The organism is Chitinophaga sp. Cy-1792, assembly GCF_011752935.1.
In the GTDB taxonomy this organism is placed as follows: domain Bacteria; phylum Bacteroidota; class Bacteroidia; order Chitinophagales; family Chitinophagaceae; genus Chitinophaga.
Genome location: NZ_VWWO01000003.1, coordinates 1,058,983 through 1,075,647, shown reverse-complemented (window position 1 = coordinate 1,075,647; position 16,665 = coordinate 1,058,983). Strand labels below are relative to the sequence as shown.

The following is a 16,665-nucleotide window of genomic DNA, read 5'->3' as shown; positions in this document are numbered from 1 at the left end:
GTCAGTAACCATAACGTTACCACTCAATCGTCAAAAACATACCTAATCTCATGAGCTTCCGTGCTGACAGGCACTTCCAGCTTATTTATCAGGTGCAGCATTGCATTTGCGGGAACGATGTGCTCCCGCTGATTATTTTGCTGCAGCAGTTTTGCGGCGGGTACTTCTATATATACTACCGTTACTTTGGCATCGTATGTCATAAACAATGCGATCAGCTGTTCGCGCATCTGCCGCGTAATATTGGTAGCGTTCCATACGAAATGCTGCCCTTTGCGCAGATACGTTCTGGCCAGCTCCTTTGCTTCCTGAATAACAGTACCATTGCCGCTTTTATCAGTTGGTGAGATCCCATTCTGCCTTCGGATATCATCCAGCGATATCACTGGCCAGTCTTTATAATGACGTTGCACCCAGGTATCTTTCCCTGCGCCAGGCAGGCCACTCATCAGTACCACTTCGCTGCCCTGCGTCGGAAAAGGAACATAATCCGGGCCGGCGTCGTGGCGGGTGAGATAATGCATCTTTGCCTGCGTAGTTTCAAATTGTCGTGGTTGTCCCCAGCAGTGTTGCTCCCGGGCTAATGCCTCGAAGCAGTCTATCCGGTACAGCAGGTCTGCCTGGTCCTGGCAGATTCGCCCCAGCGCATCGGCGCGGGCCAGCAGTGCCAGCAGTCGCGTATCTACTTCCAGACTGGCGCTGATCAATGCTTTCACCGGGTCAGTTTTATCAAATAACCAGATGGGCAGGCCGTGATACCTAACCAGCTTCGCGATCTGCTCTCTTATCAGCAACGGTGTTTTTATCTCCGTATATAATATCTGCCGGGTGGTCATTTCCCCTTTACGGCTATGACCAGGCGATGTAATCGTACCATCAGGCAGGGTAACGGTTGTACTGTATTTTTCCACGTCATGCAACAATGCTGCTGCCCACAGGATTTCCTGTTGCTGTGGTGGCAGCTCCTGAAATGCAGGCAGCGATACCAGTGCTTCCAGTACCATTTGCGTGTGCACATTCACGTTACCTTCTGCATGGTGCACCGGACTTTGTGGCACTTCGGCCATACGTGCTACCCAGTAATATGTTTTAGTAAGATGATCCCAGGACTTGTTATTATCGATGGTCCACATAATTACCTCCTTCATAATTTAATTTAGCACGGCGCCAGTGGCGGGTCCAGTGCTGATCTGTTTTAACATGACCTTTACGCACATATTTAAAAACATTTTGTGCGAAGTCGGTGGTACTGTAACCATTTATATTGCGGGATACAATCCCCTCCATGGTTACGGGCGACCCATCTGCTGCGTCGTGCGGATCAAAAGTGCCGCGGCCCTGCACCAGCGACAGCGTTGCTGCTTCAAAGGCAGCGCGGGTGGCCGGCGGTGTCACGGTTGCCAGCACAGGCACTGTTGGCAGGTCGAGCATGGCAGCATAGAAGCAGGTTTCTTCCCAGCCAAGCCATCTGTCATGTTCCCGGATACCAAACACATAAAAGTGATGGTCCAGGTGTTTATATTCAATAGAATGCACGGCATAAAGGTTTTCCAGGAAAACTTCCAGGTTGCCTAAATCATGCCGGATGCGTTCCCAATACTGGCGGATGGTGGTAGTCCAGGCGGAAGTAGTGGGCGCAGCATGTGAGCGTGCAAATACACCGTACCTGGACAGGCAATTATTCTCTCCGTCCAGTTTTTCGGTATGTATAATGGTGGGAATATCTTTCAGATAATCCCAGTAATTATCTTGTATGCGGTCGTCGCTGGTGGTACCCGGAGAAAACGGGTAATGCCAGGTACGGCCATATTTCTGTGAAACTGCCATGTTGCAAGGGGTTTAATAAACAATAAAAACACAGGCCTGTCCCGGAATGGAACGGCTAAGCGAAGATTAATATGCCTGTGCAATTACATGGCTCAATTTTTTGCAGTTTATATAAATTAATACGTTGCAAAGATATAAAAAATTACCATCCCTGTAGGATCCTGCTGCGGAAAGCCTGTAAAATGTTATCTTAGAGAGCCTTTAAAAACAACTTTATCTGCGATGAGAAAATTATTGTTTTGCGCTGCCACTGCGGCCACATTTGCTGCTTGCCACAACGGCAGCGGCACCAGCGGTACAGTAGACAGTACCCTGAATGTTGCCTTTAATAATTATGAGCAGCAATTCATAGATGACCTGTGGAAACAAAACCCGGACTGGGCTACCAGTGTAGGCTTCCACAAGTATGACACCGTACTGATTGTACCCGACAGTGCCGCCAGCAATAAAGCGCTGGCCTTTACCAAACGTCACCTGGATTCCCTGAAATCCTATGAACTGACTAAGCTCACACCTTCCAATCAGATCGATTTTCAACTGATAGAGAACTATCTCAAGAGCGTTTCATGGCGTATCAACGAAGAGAAAAGCAATGAATGGGACCCTTCTTCATTCAATGTCAGCAATACTTTCGCTACCATTCTCAACGAAAACTATGCACCACTGGATACCAGGCTGCGTAGCTTTTATGCCCGCCTGACCAATGTTCCGGCATATTATGAAGCAGCTAAGGCACAGATCAAAAATCCTGTTCCTGAATTACAGCAGCTGGCCATAGAGCAGAATAATGGCGGCGCTCCCGTACTGGATAAAGATTTCGCAGACTCTCTCAAAAAATCTGCTATTCCTGCTGCAGAACAAAAAGAAATGGTTGCCCGCGCCACCCTTGCGGCCAATGCCATGCGCGACTATGCCAAATGGCTGACAGCACTGAAGCCTGAGCATCCGCGCAGCTTCCGCCTGGGCAAGCAATTATACGATCAGAAATTCACCTTCGATATTCAATCCAGTTACACCGCTGCACAGATATACGATTCCGCGATTGCCAGAAAGAAATATGTGCATAGTGAAATGACACGTATCAGCAAACAGTTATGGCCCAAATACTTTGGTACTGCGCCAATGCCAACTGATTCGCTGGAGCTGATCGGCAGAATGATAGACACCTTATCCGTGAAACATGTGAAGCCGGAAGAATTCCAGACGGCTATTGAAAAACAGATTCCGGTGCTGATCTCTTTCATCAAAGAAAAAGACCTGCTGTATATCGATCCGTCCAAGCCACTGGTAGTACGTAAAGAGCCTGCCTATATGGCTGGTGTTGCCGGTGCCAGCATCAGCTCTCCCGGCCCATACGATAAAGGTGGCAATACCTATTATAACGTAGGAACACTGGAAGGCTGGCCAAAAGACAGAGCTGAAAGCTACCTGCGCGAGTACAACCAGTATATTTTACAGATCCTGGATATACACGAAGCTATTCCGGGTCACTATACTCAGCTGGTGTATGCGAACCAGTCGCCAAGTCTGATTAAATCCTTAATGGGCAATGGCGCCATGATTGAAGGCTGGGCTGTTTACACCGAACAGATGATGCTGGAAAACGGCTATGGCAACAATGAACCTGAAATGTGGCTGATGTGGTACAAATGGAACCTGCGTACCGTTTGCAATACCATCCTGGATTACAGTGTTCACGTGAAAGATATGAGTAAGGAAGATGCCCTGCATTTGCTGACCAAAGAAGCATTCCAGCAACAGGCGGAAGCAGAAGGTAAATGGAGACGTGTAAGTGTTACCAGCGTACAGCTGACCAGCTATTTCACCGGTTATAAAGAAATTATTGACCTGCGTGAAGCGTATAAGAAGAAAATGGGTGATGCCTATAAGCTGAAAACTTTCAATGAAACGTTTTTGAGCTATGGCAGTGCGCCGGTTAAATATATTAGTCAGCTGATGCTGAAATAATTTTATCAGCGATTTACCCGGAGCATCCCGCCCCACCTTCGGTGGGGCGGGATGCTCCGAAAAACGGGAAAGGCAGCCTTTGGCTGCCTTTCCCGTTTTTCGGAGCAATAATAGCTGTATTATTATTTATTCTTACGTTGTTGCAACTGACGAATAATACGATCCAGTTTCACCGGATCATTAATGTACGGCGACAGATCGAACAACTCTACTCTTCTGAATTGTACCGGATGGCTCTCGCTTTGTAAAGAAATAGAACCTTCTGTGAGTGGCTTACCATCCTGTTTTACGGCAGGATCAGGTTCGAGGACATTGCCACCACCGATCTGCGGTTTGTTATAAACCAGGACGGTGTCGGAACCAACGATGTGTTTCAGTACGGAATCGCGCAGTACCAGGGCTTCTACATGCACCCACTGATCGCCGTGGAAAGTTTTTGAAGTGGAGCCGATACAGTGGTCAGTGATCAGTTTTCCGTTCATGACAACGTTGGTACCCGGTGTGCAGAGATTGGCATTTGTACGCGGATCTTTGCCATTACCACCTAACAGCTGTTCTTCCAGTGAAATCGGGAAGTCCTGGTGTTTGGTCATGGTAGCGGCAGGCTGGCCATGCAGCATGACGCCACTATTTCGGTAAGCCCATCCCGGGCCGCCTTTCACCTGTTCGCCGGTAAAGCGGTATTCTACAACAATCAGGTAGGCGCTATAATTTTTTTTATAGAAGATGTGCCCGTATTGTTCATCAAACTGTTTGTATTGATCGTAGGAAACGGTGAGGTAACCATCTTTTATGCGGAAGGTATTACCAAAATTATCGTTCAGGTCGTGGTCTTTTATTTTGATGTCCCAGTCTTTAAGGTCTTTTCCATTGAACATTTTCACCCATTTGGCGGGTGCGATTTCTTTTTGTGCATAGGTGCCGATGCTCATCAGCAGGCATAACGTGGTGAGTAAATTTTTCATTGTGTCCATGTTTGGTGGTTAAGATAATAAAAAAACTTGTTGGCGAACTGTGTAATATTTTACGCATCGTTGCTATCTCTCTACATAAAATAAAAATAAAAATATATCTATTTACATAAATATCAGAACTTTAAATTATTGCAAGGTTTTAGTGGCATACAGGCAAAATATGATTATGAATGCTAACAACCAGATGAACGGGAATGCCCCTGTGGCAGGAACGTTATATGATAGTTCCACGCTGATAAATGTTAGTCCTGAAGGTCGTATCGTATCAATATTTTCAGGAGCCTGGCTGTTGGGATCAGCGATCAGCAAAGTAGATAAGAAGCCGGTACAGAGTCTTGCGAGGCTTTTGGGCGCCGGCTATTTACTGTACCGTGGCATTTCCGGGAATGGCCTTTTTAATGGCTTTTTCGGGAAGCGCAAAGCAGACAGACATGCCAGGGCGGTGAACATACGAACCTCTATTCTGATAGACAATCCGCGGGAAGAAGTGTATTATTTCTGGCGTCAGTTAAACAATCTGCCGGTATTTATGAAGCATTTGCAGTCTGTAGAGGAGTATGACCCATTGCATAGCCATTGGGTGGTGAAGGGGCCGGCCGGTTTAGGGACGCTGGAATGGGATGCTGAGATTGTAAAGGAGTATCCCGGAGAGTTTCTGGGGTGGCGTTCTTTGCCGGGCTCATCTATTGCTACTGCGGGCCGTGTTACGTTTATGGACTTACCCGGAGGCGGAACAGCGGTAGATGTAATGCTGACCTACCGTGCACCGGCGGGCTACCTGGGTTCAGGGCTGGCCTGGATGCTGAATGCCGCTTTTGAGAACATGGTGGTGCAGGATATCCGCCGGTTCAAGTATTTTATGGAAACAGGAGAAACTGCCAGCTGAGTACAGCCTGTATTGTTGCCAGAAGCTATTTTAAGACAATCTTATAAAAAAGCAGGCTGTCCGTTGCGGGCAGCCTGCTTTTGCTTATCCATCACTGTTCGTAATGTATTAATGTGATAATGCCTCTTTCTTAAAGTTATTGTAAGAATTCTGACTCTGTTGAATCAGTTTAAGAACTTTTTCCCGAACATCATCTTTGAGGCCGCTAACTTCATTCTCGAAGACGTTTTTGAGTTCATCGAGATCATCGGTGCCTCTTCCAACAAGTTTATTGATTTTGTAACGCCATTTACCTGCTGTGTGTTTGATTTTTTTGCGGGTACCCTGGCCACTATCCGGTGCGGTTAACACTCCTATAAGTACGCCGGCAGAGAATCCGGCTAGTGCGCCTGCCATAAATTTTAAAGTAGACATAATCACTGGTTTTTATTTGTTTAACAAATGATTAAAGAACTTAGTTCATCTTCACAGATGTCTACAAAATTTTCAAATATCAGGCCAAGAATGGCCCAATAGACTACATAGGCTGAATTAGTGATTCAATCAACATTGAAAAATTTGATGGGAAATTTCTTTTCGTATAGCCTTTAATGTTATGTTATAAATTATTTTTTCTGACAGATGATTAATGCGATCTCCAGTGTCTCTGAAATATTTTTATTGAGATGATAAACAGATATTACATCCAGCCTTTTCCACTGCTACTGTTTTTGGTTGATATCACTAAAATCCTGACAGTAGCCACCAGCCGGGCAAATGGTCAGTTCATCGGTTCGTTTTGGTTGTGCTGACTACTTCAATAATTATCTATACTTTTCGCTTATCTGCGCCGGATTAACAATATGGCATAAACTAAAAAAAGACAGCCGGAACAACATCAACGTTTTGACATCGTTCCGGCTATGTGGATAAGATAAGCGAGTAGATAATGGAATTTATAAAGTCAAACGGAGCAGTAAAATAATATGGTTTTTTTGCTTTTCAAAACTTTTTGAAAGAAACGAAAATAATAAATTTATTTAAAAAGTCCGTCCAACGCGATTCTTCCCAAACTACTCTGCTAACAACTTATCTATCAATCTGTTAAAATTATATTTGAATTCTTCATAATGTTCGCCTGTACCAGGGCCATTGAAGCCAGTGTGTACTTCTGACACATTACCTTTTTTGTCGATGAAGATAGTCGTAGGGAAGCCCTTGATACCCGTCAGCTGAGGCAGTGTTTTAGCGGCCTTTTCAGGATCACCAGGCGTAACACCGGTAATCAGCACAGGGTACTGCACATCGAAACGGTGCAGGAAGCTGTTCAGGCTATTCTTAGACTTCTCAAAATCGGTGGTACGCTCATAAGCCAGGCCTATGATCTCCACTCCCCTGTCGTGGTTCTTTTTGTACCACTCAGCCAGGTAATTGGTTTCATCCATGCAGTTAGGGCACCAGGAACCCATCAGGGTAACAACTACCACCTTGCCTTTGAAACGATCATCCCTGAGGGATACTTTATTACCGTTCAGGTCAGGGAAACTGAATTCCAGTGGCCCGGCGCCCGGTTTTGCAGTAACCAGCGAGGTTTCATCCGGTAACTTAGCTGCTTCATCTTTACGTGCAAACCAGTTTTCCTTACCATCACCAATACCGGCATAGAAAATCCCCTGCAGGGTGCCATCAGCATTGATCAGTGCGGTAAACAGGTAAGCATGGGAGCCATCGAAAGTAGAGAGTTTCAGGGTATCGCCACTAACGATACCATCGAGGAAGCGGTAGTCGCCGGTGCTGGTCAGGAAAGTACCGTGCACGGTATTGCCGTTCTGTTTGAATTCTCCGATGGCATAGGAAGAATCATTTTTCTCCTTACCGATGAACCAGGTAGACCAGCGGCCATTCACATTGCCTTTTGCAGGCGCGTATTGCGGGAATCGTTCGGTGGTGTTAGGGATGGCAGTAAAAGGTATACTCACGTCCTTATCTGCCAGGTGGCGCGTCCAGGAACCATTGAGGCTGCCATCTTTTGCAATGGCTGCTTTAAAATCTGAATCGAAGAAAGGCATCTTAATAAAAACAGAATCGTTGTTCACCTTTACTTCATCCACCAGCAGCCTGTCGGTGGCATTGAGCACGTATAATACCTTACGACCGGCAGTATCTTTCACTTCAAAGTTGAACACGATATCAGCGCCGTCTTTACGATGTAACTTAGCCTGATAGGTACCGGCCTGCAGGTCTTTTTTTCCACCAGCCTGGCAGGCGGCCAGGGATAATCCTGCCAGTAGGCAGCTCCATAATTTCTTCATAGCATTAACCTTAAAATATTACTTATTATAGTTTCGCTCTCCGAAAAGCAAACTACCGATACGTACCATGGTACTACCTTCTTCCAATGCAATTTGGTAGTCGGCACTCATGCCTGTGGAGCGTTCTTTAAAGTAGTCCTGCGAAGCGAAGTATCGTTCCTTAACTTTTACAAATATCTCCTGGAGCTGGTGGAACTCTTTACGGATCTGGGTTTCGTTGGAAGTATTTGTGGCCATTGCCATTAACCCGGCAATACGGATGCCTGAGAATTCCTGCTGTTGCTGTTGCCAGCTGTCCAGCAATTGGATGAGTTCCCCTTCATCGAGGCCAAATTTAGTCTCTTCTTCTGCAATATGCAACTGTAAGAGGCAATTTATGACACGATTATTTTTAATGGCCTGTTTATTAATTTCTGCCAGCAGCTTAAAGCTGTCTACCGCATGGACCATACTAACGAAGCCAGCGATGTATTTAACTTTATTGGATTGGAGGTGACCGATAAAATGCCATTCAATATCTGCCGGCAATACCGGTTGTTTTTCGGTCAGTTCCTGTACATAGTTTTCGCCGAAGATCCTTTGTCCTTGCTGATAGAGCGCTTCAATATCTGCTACGGGCTTTGTTTTGGAAACAGCCACGAGTTTTGCATTATAAGGGGCCAGTTGCTGCAGCACCTGGTTGTATGTGGTGAGATTTATTGCCATTGGGCAAAATTAGTTTATTTGCGCGCATAGGTGGCGCCTGCGGCGCTTTTTTCTTTTCTCGCAAAGAGGCATAAGGAGCAAAGCAACATAAGACCTCTGTTTTGTTGTTCAGGCAATTTTAAGGAGATGACCGGCATTTTGTTGTTGTTCCGGTTTTCCGTTGATGCCGAAGGCATCAACGGAAAACCGGGTATCAGGGGCGCCTCCGGCGGCCCCTGATACCCGGTAAAAAATTGGGATGACGTTTCTATTTAAGAGAGTATAGCGCGGCTGATAACGATACGCTGTACTTCGGAGGTACCTTCATAGATCTGTGTGATTTTGGCATCACGCATGAGTCGCTCTACATGGTATTCTTTTACAAAACCGTAACCACCGTGTACCTGCACGGCTTCTGTAGTTACCCACATTGCTGTTTCGGAAGCAAATACTTTGGCCATGGAACCGCTCAGGGTATAATCCAGGTGATGGTCTTTTTCCCATGCAGCTTTGAGGCATAACAGGCGGCTGGCTTCAATTTTAGTGGCCATATCTGCCAGTTTGAACTGGATAGCCTGGTGCTGGCAGATTTCTTTACCGAATGCTTTTCTTTCTTTAGAATATTTCAGTGCCAGTTCATACGCGCCGCTTGCAATACCCAATGCCTGGGAAGCAATACCAATACGGCCACCGGCGAGGGTTTTCATGGCAAATTTAAACCCGAAGCCATCTTCACCGATACGGTTTTCCTTTGGTACAATTACATCCTGGAACATAATACTGTGTGTATCGCTACCACGGATGCCCAGTTTATTTTCTTTGGCCCCAACAGTAACACCTGGTGTATTCTTCTCTACTATTATCGCATTGATACCTTTACTACCCTTCTCCGGATGGGTTTGTGCAATTACGAGGTAAACGCTGGCGGAGTTACCATTGGTAATCCAGTTTTTGGTACCGTTGATTACATAGTGGTCGCCTTTATCTTCCGCAGTGGTACGCTGAGAAGTAGCATCAGAGCCGGCTTCAGGCTCACTAAGCAGAAATGCGCCGATAATTTCTCCTTTGGCCAGCGGCACCAGGTATTTCTGTTTCTGCTCTTCTGTACCGAATGTTTCCAGTCCCCAGCAAACAAGGGAATTATTAACACTCATTACTACTGATGCAGAAGCATCGATTTTAGAAATCTCTTCCATGGCCAGCACGTAGGATATGGTATCCAGTCCGGCTCCGCCATACTTAGGACTCACCATCATTCCCAGGAATCCAAGTTCACCGAGTTTCTTAATCTGTTCTGTTGGGAATATTTGTTTTTCATCTCTTTCAATAACACCTGGCAGCAGTTCTGTGATGGCAAAGTCCCGCGCCGCTTTCTGGATCATGAGATGTTCTTCTGTGAGTTGATAATCCATTGTAAGTTGTGTTTTAGTGTGTTCTCACAAATTATCTATAAATAAGGAGGTAAAAAAGGGTAGGTCTGAAAATTCACTGTTGTCTATCAGAAAACAAAGAATATTGAATAAATCGATACAATAACGCTGGCGTGTTGGATATAGTTTATTAATTCCGCGTTGTTTTTTATACGGACAATGACAGCTGCCTTGGGTGTTCAGGTAAAATCCACTAGCTTGCCGGTATAGTATATTCATTATTTATGAAGAATATCAAGATAATAGAAGTTAAGTCAGAGATTGGTGCGGGTACCCGTGGGGCCAGCCTGGGGGTAGACGCTATCAAAATTGCAGCCCTGGATTTCATGAGCAACTTCTTCGTACACTTTCCTACGGAGGCTATCGAAACAGAAAACAAGCTGCTATTTGAACCCATTGAATCTCCTTATGCCAAAAGAATCAAAGGTACGTACACCATGTACGAGCGTATCAGCAAGAGTGTTTGTGAAACCGTAAAGGCAAACTGGTTCCCGGTATTACTCTCCGGCGACCACAGTACTGCCGGCGCTACTATTGCAGGACTAAAAATGGCACATCCCAAATCCAAACTGGGGGTCATCTGGATAGATGCCCATGCCGACCTGCATACCCCTTACACCACCCCTTCCGGGAATATGCACGGTATGCCGCTGGCTACTGCCATTGCTGAAGACAACCTCGATTGTAAAGTGCATGAAATCGATGAGCAGGCCGCTAAAACGTGGAATGCACTGAAAAACATCGGTAAAATCGCACCGAAGGTATTGCCGGAGGACATTGTATTCATCTCCCTGAGAGATTATGAAAAAGAAGAAGATTACCTGATCAAGCAATATGGCATGAAGGTAATTACGACCAGCGAGGTAAGAAGAAAAGGCCCGGAAGCCATTTCCAGGTCAGTATTCCGTTATCTCAGTGATTGTGATTATATCTATGTTTCGTTTGACGTGGATAGCCTGGATTCTTCTATTTCAAAAGGTACGGGCACTCCTGTAAGCAATGGTTTACGTGAACGTGAAGCGGAAGACCTGATTGCCAAATTCATGCAGCACCGTAAAATCTGCTGTTTTGAGATTACAGAAGTAAACCCTACGCTGGACAGGGAAAACCTGATGGCAGAAATAGCCTTCAACATCCTGCAGCGTAGCGTAAATGTACTGATGATGAACTAGCTGTTTCTTTACTGGATACGATAGTATGCTATCAGCCAGCGTGTTACATCCGCATAGCTCTGTATACCCTGTTCCTGCTTGTTTGCTTTCAGGTACTGATCATATAGCATGGCAGAATAATCATCTACCTTTCCTTCGTATCTGCGGTAGAAGCCAACGATGGACTTATAATCCTCTTTTACTCCGGGCACTGCCCTGGACCAGATATCCTTTGCCAGAACGGAATCACGGAAGGCCAGCTGTCTGACGCTGTACAGCAGCATCTCCAGGTTGGCGGCATAACGGAAATGGCTATCCGCAGCATTGCTGGCTGCCAGGTACCCTACGAAATTAGCATCTTCCTCCGGCGCATAACCCAGCTGGTGGGCTATTTCATGGCAGGTAGTATAGGGCAGCAATACCGGCGGTGTGGTCATATTTACCTGTGCTTCGAGGCTCCAGGGGTTCAGGTAGCCGGTAATACCCATATAGTTGATCCAGCGGCCATACAGGGAGGCCTTCACGCAACCGGCGCGGTAGCGGAAGGCAGGCCAGCGCTGCGATGCATTATCATAAGCCAGCTTAGCCCTGGTAAACAGCGGGATACCCGAAGTATCAGACATCGTGATGTTCAGGGTATCTCCCAGGTTAAACTTTTCCTGATTTACTTTTAATAATAAAGTATCTGCTAGCTGCCAGAGTTGTTGTGTGTTGTATCTTTGCGGTGCCAGGCCGGTATCGTCGGGGAGTGGCTGCCTGTCGTAGTTCAGGCCCCATAGCACGAGAAAGGCCAGGTAGAGTTTGAGGAGGTTATGAACACCCTTTATGAGCAGCAGTAGCGTGTCTGCCCAGGCCAGGGTAAAGAGTTTATAACATAGTTTTAACAAATAAATTATTCCTGTTATAATCCATGCTGCATATATTACGTCGCCAACACTGAAAGGCACTATACCCATGACTTGTCTAAAAGCTACGCTGGTCCACTTATACCACCCATAGAAGTAAAAATTTTCGAAGCGGTAACTCCAGACCATTAATCCTTTTAACAACAGTATAGCCGTAAGTGTTAGTACAATACGGACAACCTTTATTCTAATTTTGGTATTTAATTCCATACAGAAAGAATCATGATAGATGAATCTTTACAAATAAAACTTGGCGGAGCCTTATCTGAAAAACTACAGGTGAAAATACACATTAATGATGCAAAAAGTGTCAGCGGTGGTGATATTAATGAAACATTTCGTATAGCCACGAATGAGGGTTATTTTTTCCTGAAACTGAATAATACAGCGCAGTATCCCGATTTATTCCAGCAGGAATTCAGCGGGTTACAGGAGCTGCGTGCGGCATATGCGCTGTCGGTACCCAAGCCGCTGGCTACGGGCACCGTGGCCGACAAGAGTTATTTGCTGATGGAATTTATCCAGAAAGGCGTTGCGGTGAGTGATTTCTGGGAGAATTTTGCGGCAGGGCTGGCACGACAGCACCTGATTACCCAACCACATTTTGGTTATCCGGTACCCAATTATATCGGCACCTTAAAGCAATACAATACACCTTATAGCAACTGGCCTGTGTTTTATGCATTCAACAGGCTGATGCCCCTGACCCGGCTGGCATATGATAAAAAAATCATTGAACAGCAGACTGTAAAGCAGATGGAACGCCTTTGCAGGCAGCTGCCCCGTTTATTCCCGGCAGAGCAGCCGGCTTTGCTGCATGGCGACCTGTGGTCGGGCAATTTTATGATCGGCAATGATGGCAGGGCCTGTATTTACGACCCGGCCGTGTATTACGGGCACAGGGAAATGGACCTTGCCATGACAAGGCTCTTCGGTGGTTTCGACACCCGTTTTTACTATGCATATCAATCCATCTATCCATTAGTACCAGGATGGCAGGAACGTATCGGCATATGCCAGTTATACCCGTTGCTGGTGCATACTATATTGTTTGGAGGGAATTACTACAGTAGTGTGAGGGAGGTTTTAGCCGCATATTAACGGTCACAGTCCGTTTACTTCAATGTATTTGCGCATTTTCTCGTATTCTGCATTCACGACAGGATAATACTTTTCCAGCGATGTTACTATTTCATTGTAGCGGTTTTCTATGTCCGCCTTATTAATATCTTTTTCATTGAGGAGGCTTTCCAGTACCTGTACATTTTCCGTAATCCAGGTCAGGCCCACCATAGCAAAGTTAGGTTTCAGCTTATGCAGACTGAATTTCATGTTAGACCAGTCGTCATTATCCAGTAGTTCCCGTATTTTGCCCAGTTCATCCTTGATGATACGGAGGAAGATCTCGAACAGATCTGCCGCATACGAGATATTATTTTCATACAGGCCGTTCAGAAACTGAACATTCAGATCGGGGCTAAAATCGTATCCACTGATATTTTGTACTTCTTCCATTATAAGTTCGGTTTCGTCTTCGTTTAAATATTTGTGGAACAGCTGTAGCAGCTGGTCCGGCGTGTAAGGCTTGGTGAGTATATCTGTAATCCCCGCGGCGCGTGCCATAGCGGCGGTACTTTCCAGGGCAACAGCTGTGGTGGCGATAACGGGAGTAGCTACGTTGGGCATTGCCTCATCAGCCCGGATACGTTGTGCCAGCTCCAGTCCGTTCATGCCTGGTATCCTGATATCCATCAGAATCAGGTCAAAATGTTTTGACTCCAGGAACCAGGAGGCATCCGGCCCATTCGTGGCCACGCAGTAATTGATTTTGTACTTCTGGAGCAGACTCATGATATACCGGAGGTTCATTTGATTATCCTCCACTACCAGGAGACTTGCATTTTCGAAGGTCTGATTCCTGGGGATCCTTCCAGGCTTGCGTTTACCCGCTGCGAGTGGTTTGCCCGTATCCATGTAGGGCATGTTAAAGCAAAAAACGGTTTGAAAGCCGGGCATTTCTTCAATAGCGATATTTCCGCCCTGCAGTTCCACCAGTTGTTTGGCGATAGCCAGGCCCAGTCCGGTGCCGCCATATTTTTCCCTGATATCCCCTTCTGCCTGTTTATAGTTTTGAAAGATGAGTTCCAGTTTGTCTTTTTTGATGCCGATCCCTGTATCACAGACGCGAAAGCTGATCCAGACCTTGTTATTCTGCCAGCTTTCCTGGTATACCCTTACTGCAATTTGTCCTTCGGTGGTAAACTTCTCTGCATTTCCTAACAAATTGAGTAGTATTTGGTTCAGCAGCATATCATCTCCGATGAGCCAGGTGTTGATAGCAGGATCTACCTCCGCCGTAATTTTGATTGGCTTCCGGCCCAGCTTAAGTTCAAAGGTATGTCGGAGCGATTGTATCAGTTCTCTCAGGTGGAATTCCCGCGGGTTTACGCGGAGTTCCCCGGCTTCTATCCGGGAAATATCCAGAATATCACTGACAATACCCAGCAGTATACCGGAAGAATGTTTGAGGAGGTTGATATATTCCCTTTGCTGGGCGTCGAGGTGAGTTTCCTCGAGGAGGTGTGCCATGCCAATGATGGCATTGAGTGGTGTACGTATTTCGTGGCTCATGCTGGCGAGGAATTCCTTTTGGGCCTGCCTTGCTTCTTCGGCGGCGTGGCGGGCGTTTTCAAGGTCCTGCTGGAGCATTTTCTGCCGGGTGATGTCCATATGTACAGCGGCGCCGCCGGTAATATTTCCTTTGCGGTCGTATACGTTGGCAGAGCTGCAGAGCACCCATCGTTTGGAGCCATCTTTCAGAACCACCTCCAGGTCGTACAGCAGTGGCTGGTTGGTATCCATGCGCCTTTTTCGCAGTGCATGGGCAAAATTCCGGTTATCTGCCGGCACGAATATTTCGGTCAGGTTACGGCCGATGAGTTCGTCTTCACGGTAGCCGGAGAGGCGACAGAAGCTCTCATATACCTGGGTAATATTTCCTTCCAGATCGGTTTCGCACATGGCAGCGTTGAGGTTGTTCAGGATTACGCGGAATTTCTCTTCGTTGAACCTGATTTCCTCCATAACACTTCTGCGGCGGGTGATATCTACGATCTGCCAGATGGAACCCATAAAAGTTTCACCGTGGAAGATGGGCAGATGGGTTACTTCGCGGAACTGGCCGTCGGCGAAGGGTATTTCCCAACCGAACCATGGTTTTTTATCTCTGCGGAGAATTTTAAGTTGTTTGTGGAAGGCCGCCGGCTCGGCGAGCATGGGCGCCAGGGTGGCTATCATCTGGGAGTAGGAAGCATTATGTGGGATGATATCCCCGATATGACTGCGTAGTATATCGTTTATCCAGATGCAGCGGTATTTTTCGTTGGTCACCAGTATTCCGGCGCTGGAGTTCTTCAGCCAGGCGTTGATGGGCATGGAAAACAGGTCCGGGGTGCGCTTGGGCATACCGGTTGACTGAGCAGTTGTGAATTTTGCTTCTTTTCCTCTGGACTTCATCTTTTGATGGAATAGGGGACTACGGGTTTTCAATAAATCATTACTTTACGGTAAAATGGCGGTGGAATACCAATATTATCAGTTACCTTTGTGAACCGCTATAGTTGCCGTACAATTGAAATATGGCCGATATTTTATTATATAAATATATATATAAAAATAATATCAATAGTGAACAAATTTAGGAAATTTTTGCAATTGCAAATATTTAATTACCTTTGCATCCCTCTAAAAGTGAGGATATTGATATGAAACCACTCCGCGATTTTGACATAGCCTTTGTAGGATTAAAACCTGGGGCGCACTCATTTCAGTACGAGGTGGATGAGAGTTTCTTTGAGAACTTCGAGGAACCGAGAGAATTTACGAATTGTAAGGCTACGGTTAATGTGACGTTTGACAAGAAAAGCAGTTTTTTTCTGCTGAAATTCGAGATTGGCGGTACGATGACAGTTACATGTGACCGTTGTGGTGAGCCATTCGAGCTGCAGTTGTGGGATGATTTCAACCAGGTAGTTAAGCTGGTAGATAATCCGGAAGAGATGACGGAGAGTGAGGAAGACCCGGAAGTGACGTATATTTCGAGAACAGAGTCCCATTTTAATGTGGCCAATCTGATTTATGAATTTATACATCTGAGTATTCCGATGCAGCATATACATCCCGCGGATGCCGAAGGCAAAAGCGGATGTAATCCAAAGGTGATAGAAATGCTGGAAAAAATGAACCAGCAGGCTAAAGAGAACGATAACCCAATCTGGAAAGGGTTGGATAAATTTAAGGACAATTAAAAATTAAATAAAATGCCAAATCCTAAACGCAGACATTCTCAGCAAAGATCAGCAAAGAGAAGAACGCATTATAAGGCGGTAGCGGATACATTAAGCACAGACAGCGCAACCGGAGAAGTGCACCTGAGACACCGTGCTCATTGGGTAGAAAACAAACTGTACTACAAAGGAAAAGTAGTGTTGGAAAAACAGAGCGCTGCTAAATAAGAAATTTTACTAATTTTACCCGAGCTAACAAGAAC

At 45.9% G+C, this 16,665-nt stretch carries 15 protein-coding genes; 6 read left to right on the top strand and 9 right to left on the bottom strand.

All coding sequences use genetic code 11. From position 1 onward, the window contains the following. Positions 1–23: 23 nt before the first annotated feature. Positions 24–1,148, bottom strand: a complete 1,125-nt coding sequence (locus F3J22_RS29625; protein ID WP_240155236.1) for an AAA family ATPase — start codon at positions 1,146–1,148, stop codon at positions 24–26. Continuing rightward, positions 1,117–1,827, bottom strand: coding sequence for an RNA ligase family protein (locus tag F3J22_RS29620; protein ID WP_167021585.1), 711 nt, complete (start codon positions 1,825–1,827; stop codon positions 1,117–1,119). Before F3J22_RS29620 ends, F3J22_RS29625 begins: the two co-directional genes overlap by 32 nt. Positions 1,828–2,049: 222 nt before the next feature. On the opposite strand from F3J22_RS29620, the gene F3J22_RS29615 reads away from it, so the two are divergent. Next, positions 2,050–3,795: a DUF885 domain-containing protein gene (locus F3J22_RS29615; protein WP_167021584.1), complete on the top strand. Its 1,746-nt coding sequence runs from the start codon at positions 2,050–2,052 to the stop codon at positions 3,793–3,795. Between the two features lie 122 nt (positions 3,796–3,917). Here F3J22_RS29615 and F3J22_RS29610 read toward each other — a convergent pair whose 3' ends face one another. Next, a complete protein-coding gene (locus F3J22_RS29610) occupies positions 3,918–4,760 on the bottom strand; it encodes a DUF1080 domain-containing protein (RefSeq protein ID WP_167021583.1) in 843 nt (280 codons plus the stop codon). A 175-nt stretch (positions 4,761–4,935) separates the two neighbouring features. Here F3J22_RS29610 and F3J22_RS29605 point away from each other — a divergent pair, with 175 nt between their 5' ends. Then, positions 4,936–5,655, top strand: coding sequence for an SRPBCC family protein (locus tag F3J22_RS29605; protein ID WP_167021582.1), 720 nt, complete (start codon positions 4,936–4,938; stop codon positions 5,653–5,655). A 108-nt stretch (positions 5,656–5,763) separates the two neighbouring features. On the opposite strand, the gene F3J22_RS29600 is transcribed toward F3J22_RS29605, so the two are convergent. The 4 genes from F3J22_RS29600 to F3J22_RS29585 form a co-directional block, all read right to left on the bottom strand. Further along, positions 5,764–6,069: a YtxH domain-containing protein gene (locus F3J22_RS29600; protein WP_167021581.1), complete on the bottom strand. Its 306-nt coding sequence runs from the start codon at positions 6,067–6,069 to the stop codon at positions 5,764–5,766. A 638-nt stretch (positions 6,070–6,707) separates the two neighbouring features. Continuing rightward, positions 6,708–7,946 carry a TlpA disulfide reductase family protein gene (locus F3J22_RS29595; RefSeq protein WP_167021580.1) on the bottom strand — a complete coding sequence of 413 codons (1,239 nt, stop codon included), beginning with the start codon at positions 7,944–7,946 and terminating at the stop codon, positions 6,708–6,710. 18 nt (positions 7,947–7,964) lie between these two features. Then, a complete protein-coding gene (locus tag F3J22_RS29590; protein ID WP_167021579.1) occupies positions 7,965–8,651 on the bottom strand; it encodes a YggS family pyridoxal phosphate-dependent enzyme in 687 nt (228 codons plus the stop codon). Between the two features lie 251 nt (positions 8,652–8,902). Next, positions 8,903–10,042 (bottom strand): acyl-CoA dehydrogenase, encoded by a 1,140-nt coding sequence (locus F3J22_RS29585; protein WP_167021578.1) that lies wholly within the window; start codon positions 10,040–10,042, stop codon positions 8,903–8,905. 242 nt (positions 10,043–10,284) lie between these two features. Between F3J22_RS29585 and F3J22_RS29580 the strand changes: the two genes are divergently transcribed. Further along, entirely contained in the window at positions 10,285–11,232 is a 948-nt protein-coding gene (locus F3J22_RS29580; protein WP_167021577.1) for an arginase, read from the top strand. 8 nt (positions 11,233–11,240) lie between these two features. On the opposite strand, the gene F3J22_RS29575 is transcribed toward F3J22_RS29580, so the two are convergent. Beyond that, positions 11,241–12,326 (bottom strand): DUF3810 domain-containing protein, encoded by a 1,086-nt coding sequence (locus tag F3J22_RS29575; protein WP_167021576.1) that lies wholly within the window; start codon positions 12,324–12,326, stop codon positions 11,241–11,243. Positions 12,327–12,338: 12 nt separating this feature from the next. Here F3J22_RS29575 and F3J22_RS29570 point away from each other — a divergent pair, with 12 nt between their 5' ends. Continuing rightward, positions 12,339–13,217 (top strand): fructosamine kinase family protein, encoded by an 879-nt coding sequence (locus F3J22_RS29570; RefSeq protein WP_240155235.1) that lies wholly within the window; start codon positions 12,339–12,341, stop codon positions 13,215–13,217. 3 nt (positions 13,218–13,220) lie between these two features. Here the strand turns inward: F3J22_RS29570 and F3J22_RS29565 are convergent, their stop codons facing one another. Then, positions 13,221–15,632 (bottom strand): PAS domain-containing hybrid sensor histidine kinase/response regulator, encoded by a 2,412-nt coding sequence (locus tag F3J22_RS29565; RefSeq protein WP_167021574.1) that lies wholly within the window; start codon positions 15,630–15,632, stop codon positions 13,221–13,223. A gap of 248 nt (positions 15,633–15,880) precedes the next feature. Between F3J22_RS29565 and F3J22_RS29560 the strand changes: the two genes are divergently transcribed. Together F3J22_RS29560 and rpmF are read left to right on the top strand one after the other, a co-directional pair. Next, positions 15,881–16,423 carry a DUF177 domain-containing protein gene (locus tag F3J22_RS29560; protein ID WP_167021573.1) on the top strand — a complete coding sequence of 181 codons (543 nt, stop codon included), beginning with the start codon at positions 15,881–15,883 and terminating at the stop codon, positions 16,421–16,423. A gap of 12 nt (positions 16,424–16,435) precedes the next feature. Next, positions 16,436–16,630 carry a 50S ribosomal protein L32 gene (gene rpmF, locus F3J22_RS29555; RefSeq protein ID WP_073079237.1) on the top strand — a complete coding sequence of 65 codons (195 nt, stop codon included), beginning with the start codon at positions 16,436–16,438 and terminating at the stop codon, positions 16,628–16,630. Positions 16,631–16,665 lie beyond the last annotated feature (35 nt).